Genomic DNA, 4,940 nt, shown 5'->3' on the forward strand with positions numbered 1-4,940 from the left:
GCCCTACGTCGCGCCGGTCGACGGCGCGGTGGTGCGCCACTTCGACCGGCCCCACGCCCGGTGGGGCCGCGGCCACCGCGGAGTGGACCTCGCCGCGACCGACGGCGAGGCGGTGGCAACTGCAGGCGACGGGACCGTCGCGTTCGCCGGCACGGTCGCGGGGCGGACCTGGGTCTCGGTCGACCATCCCGACGGGATCCGCACCGCCTACGGCCCGCTGACGACGGTCGAGGTCGTCCCCGGCCAGCGGGTCGACCAGGGTCAGCGCGTCGGCACCGTCGCACCCGGCCACGATCCGCGGCGGGTGGTCGTGCACTGGAGCGCCCGCCGCGGCGGCCGCTACCTCGACCCGTTGACGCTCCTGGACGCCGGATCGTGGCGCCCTGCGCTGGTCGGGCCCGGCGCGACCGTCGTCACCGATCTCCCCGACGTCCCCAGCTACGCCCCGTGGCCCGGGCGCGCGCGAGGGCTGGCGGGGCGCCTGGGGCTGGTGGCAGGGTCGCCCGTCGCCGAGCACGCCGGGTGGGTCCTGCCCCCCAACCCCAACCACGTCATCGGTGTGGCCGGGCTCGGCAGCAGGAGCGGGGGGAAGACCAAGAAGCCGCTGGACCTCACCCACCTGGGGTACGACCCGCAGGACGTGACCTACTTCAGCTACGCCGGTCGCCGCCCCGGCGCCCCCGCCGACGGATCGGGTGACCAGCTGTCCTACGGCCCGCAGCACACCTTCCTCGGGGTGGAGCGCGCCGCCCGGCGCCTCCGCGACCAGCTGCGTGCCCACGCGCGAGCCAACCCCGGACAGGCGGTGGATCTCGTGGGCCACTCCATGGGCGGCATCGTCGTGCTGCACTACCTGCTGACCCTGCACGATCCCGCCAACCCGACCCTGCCGCCGGTCGCCCACGCCGTGACGCTCGCCTCGCCGGTCCAGGGAGCCGACCTGGCCACCGCCGTCCGCTTGGCCGCCACCGACGCCATGCTGCGATCCGTGATCGACGGGGTGGCCCCACTGGTCGGGTTGCCGCGACACGACGACCAGGCGCTGCGCGACCTGGCGGTCGCCTCGCCGCTGGTGCGCGAGCTGGCGTCGGCCTGGGAACAGGCGCTGCGTGACCGCTGGGGCGGGCCGCTCGCGGCCGGGACGCAGGTGCTGACGGTCGGAGGGTCGCGTGACGTGACCGTCCCCGAGCACCGCAGCGAACTGCCCCGCGCCCCTCACGTCGTCCTACCGGGCGACCACCAGCGCATGCGCGAGACCGAGGCCAGCCGCCTCGTCATCCGCGCCTTCCTCGCCGACCGGCCCGTGCCCGGCCAGCCCGGCGGGCTCGGGCACTGGCTGTCGTACCCGGTGGGATGGGGCGAGCAGCTGACCGGTTTCGCCCTGGCCACCATCCCCGGCCCGCCCTTCCCGGGGATGGTGGCGGGGCCGCTGGGCAGCAGCTAGCCTCACGTCGGCCCCGTTCGCGGGACCCGTCATGACACGCGCCCGTCGACGGGCGGCCCCGACCCCTGGCCGGGAGCTGTCGGCGAGTCCGTCCGACGCCGCCGGAACCGCGCCGTGGACGGTCGGCCGACAGGCGCTCCTGGCGAAGCGCCCGGTGACGCGGGCGAGGCCAACCGAACGAGAGGGACGATTCCACATGGCCGTCGTCACCACACGCCAGCTGCTCGAAGCTGGCTTCCACTTCGGGCACCAGACCCGGCGCTGGAACCCGAAGATGAAGCGCTTCATCCACTCCGAGCGCAACGGCATCTACATCGTCGACGTGCGCCAGACGATCCAACGTCTCCAGGAGGCCTACGCCTTCACGCGCGACCTGGTGTCGCGCGGCGGCACCGTGCTGTTCGTGGGGACCAAGCGGCAGGCCAAGGAACCGATCGAGTACCACGCCACCCGCGTCGGGATGCCCTACGTCACCGAGCGGTGGCTCGGCGGGATGCTGACCAACTTCGAGACGATCAAGGGCCGTATCGCCCGGCTACGTGAGCTCGAGGCGATGGAGGCCCAGGGCCTGTTCGAGATCCTGCCCAAGAAGGAGGTCCTCGAACTGCAGCGTGAGCACGCCCGGCTCCAGACGAACCTCGGCGGCATCCGGGACATGGCCAAGCTCCCCGACGCGATGTGGGTGATCGACACCGTCAACGAGGAGATCGCCGTCCGGGAGGCCAACCGGCTGCGGATCCCGGTGATCGCCATCCTGGACACCAACTGCGATCCCGACCTGGTGCAGTACCCGATCCCGGGGAACGACGACGCCATCCGGTCGGTCGCGCTGATGACCCGCATCGTCGGTGATGCCTGCGCCGACGGGCTGCTGCTCCGCGCGTCCCGTTCGCCTGACGAGGAGCTGCGTGAGCAGGCGATGAAGGCTGCCGCAACGACCGGAAGCGGCCTGGACGTCGCCGAGCCCAAGGCTCAGTGGGAGATCGAGCTCGAACGGCAGCAGGCCGCACGGCTGGCAGCCGCCGCCGGTGTGGCCCCGTCCGAGCAGGCTGAGGGCGCACCAACTGCCGGCGACGGCGAGCCTGCGGCACCTGCCGGTCAGCCTTCCGAGGATGCGGCGCACGAGCCCGCCGAGAACGCCGACCGTGCGGACGAGGAGCCCGCCGGCGAGCCGGAACAGGGCGCGCCCGCCACGTCCTGACCCGCAGCGAGAAGGAGCCCACCGTGGCCGACAGGATCGCCGCTGCCGATGTCAAGCGCCTCCGCGACGCAACCGGCGCCGGGATGATGGCCTGCAAGCAGGCGCTGATCGACGCCGGCGGCGACTTCGCCGAAGCCGCCGACCTCGTCCGGGAGCGCACCGGTGCACGCATGGATGCTCGCGCCGCGGAGCGCACCGCCAAGGAGGGCCTGGTCCACGCCTACCTGCATGCTCCGTCCCCCGGCACGCCAGCCAAGGTCGGCGTGCTCGTCCAGCTGTCGTGCGAGACCGACTTCGTCGCCAAGAACGAGACGTTCCAGCAGCTGGCGCGCGACATCGCCATGCACATCGCCGCCTCGAACCCGGCGGTGGTGTCCGAGGAGCAGATCAGCGACGCGCTCCTGGACAAGGAACGCACGTTCGCGCGGAAGGAGGCCGAGGGCAAGCCCGAGCACGTGATCGACCGCATCGTCGAGGGGAAGATCGGGGCCTTCTACTCCGAGCAGGTGCTGCTCAACCAGCCGTTCGTGAAGGACACCAGCAAGACCGTCGGCGATGTCATCGTCGAGGTGCAGGGCATCATCGGGGAGAAGATCGAGGTGGCCCGCTTCGCGCGTTTCGAGGTGGGCGCCTGACGCGGGTGCCGGCCGCGGTGCCGTAGCATCGGCCACACCGACCGTGAGGAGAGGCCGTTGCCGGAACGGGCGAGCTACGGTCGGGTGCTGCTCAAGCTCTCCGGCGAGGCGTTCTCCGACCCATCCGTGCGCGGAGGCATCGACCCGGACGTGGTGCGGCGCATCGCCGACGAGCTCGCCGACCTCAAGGAGGCGCGCGGGAGCGAGATCGGGGTCGTGGTCGGTGGGGGCAACATCTTCCGCGGCAACGCGCCGCAAGCGACCGGGATGGACCGCTCCAGCGCCGACCACATGGGCATGCTGGCCACGGTGATCAACGCGCTCGCTCTGCAGGACGCGCTGGAGAAGGCTGGCGTGCAGACCCGGGTCCAGAGCGCCGTGTGGATGCAGGAGGTGTGCGAGCCCTACATCCGGCGGCGCGCGCTGCGCCACCTGGAGAAGGGCCGGGTCGTGATCTTCGCGGCGGGGCTGGGTGCCCCGTACTTCTCCACCGACACCGCCGCTGCGCAACGAGCGCTCGAGATCGGCGCCGAGGCGATCCTCAAGGGCACGAGCGTGGACGGAGTCTACGACGCCGACCCCCGCGAGGATGCCGACGCGACCCGGTTCGACGCGATCGGCTTCCTCGATGTGCTCAACCGCGGCCTGAAGGTGATGGACGCGACCGCCATCTCGCTGTGCATGGACAACAAGCTCCCGATCGTGGTGTTCGAGCTGCTGCGTCCGGGCAACATCCAACGGGTGGTGGAAGGCGAGAGCGTCGGCACGCTGGTCACGGCGGACGTGTAGCGTCCCACAACCCCGCTGACGATCGCGCCACACCACGGGAGGCAGACAGATGGTCGACAGGGACATGAGCCCCGACGAGATCCTCGCCGACGCCGACCACAGGATGGACGTGGCGGTCGAGATGACCCAGGAGGGCTTCGCCAGCATCCGGACGGGGCGGGCGAACCCGCAGCTGCTGCACAACATCCGCGTCGAGTACTACGGCCAGCCCACGGCTCTGCAGCAGCTGGCGTCATTCTCGGTCCCCGAGCCGCGCATGCTGGTCATCAACCCGTTCGACAAGGGCGCCACCCCCGACATCGAGCGGGCGATCCGGGAGTCGGATCTCGGGCTCAACCCCTCCACCGACGGACAGATCATCCGGTGCATCTTCCCCGAACTGACCGAGGAACGCCGCCGCGAGTACATCAGGCTCGCCAAGGCCCGCGCCGAGGAAGGCCGGGTCGCGGTGCGCAACGTCCGCCGGCACGCCAGGGACGCACTGCAGCAGCTGGAGGACGACGGGACGGTCGGGGCCGACGAGCACGAGCGGTACGCCAAGAGGCTCGAGGAGCTGACCGCCCAGCACGTCAACCGCATCGACCAACTCCTCGAAGGCAAGGAGCGTGAGCTCCTCGAGGTCTGACCGCACGGGGGATCCTTGGGTGACCGCACCGTGGCACACGGCGACGACGACGATCGCCGCGACGACGCTCCGGCGACGGAGCCGATCGAGACCCCGACGGAGGCGACGGCGCCGCTGAGCGGGGACCAGGTGCCACACGACGAGCCACCAGACCGCGGCGGCGACCAGGGACCTCACACCCGCGACTCCGACGAGCGGGCCGGCGTGCCCGACGCCGCCGACGAGCGCCCGCCCGGGCCCCCAGAC

Annotated in this window: 6 protein-coding genes; all 6 read left to right on the top strand. The window is 71.8% G+C overall.

The window, feature by feature from the left end; genetic code table 11:
- On the top strand, window positions 1-1,444 hold a 1,444-nt coding region (locus M3N57_08030), incomplete at its 5' end, for a peptidoglycan DD-metalloendopeptidase family protein (protein ID MDP9022632.1).
- A gap of 196 nt (window positions 1,445-1,640) precedes the next feature.
- A complete protein-coding gene (gene rpsB / locus M3N57_08035; GenBank protein MDP9022633.1) occupies window positions 1,641-2,645 on the top strand; it encodes a 30S ribosomal protein S2 in 1,005 nt (334 codons plus the stop codon).
- Between the two features lie 23 nt (window positions 2,646-2,668).
- A complete protein-coding gene (gene tsf / locus M3N57_08040) occupies window positions 2,669-3,280 on the top strand; it encodes an elongation factor Ts (protein ID MDP9022634.1) in 612 nt (203 codons plus the stop codon).
- Window positions 3,281-3,337: 57 nt separating this feature from the next.
- Window positions 3,338-4,069, top strand: a complete 732-nt coding sequence (pyrH, locus tag M3N57_08045; GenBank protein ID MDP9022635.1) for a UMP kinase — start codon at window positions 3,338-3,340, stop codon at window positions 4,067-4,069.
- A gap of 64 nt (window positions 4,070-4,133) precedes the next feature.
- Window positions 4,134-4,694, top strand: a complete 561-nt coding sequence (gene frr, locus M3N57_08050) for a ribosome recycling factor (GenBank protein ID MDP9022636.1) — start codon at window positions 4,134-4,136, stop codon at window positions 4,692-4,694.
- A gap of 15 nt (window positions 4,695-4,709) precedes the next feature.
- Window positions 4,710-4,940 (top strand): hypothetical protein (locus M3N57_08055; protein MDP9022637.1); only part of this gene is annotated, 231 nt, incomplete at its 3' end.

This window comes from Actinomycetota bacterium, from assembly GCA_030776725.1.
GTDB lineage: Bacteria > Actinomycetota > Nitriliruptoria > Nitriliruptorales > JAHWKO01 > JAHWKW01.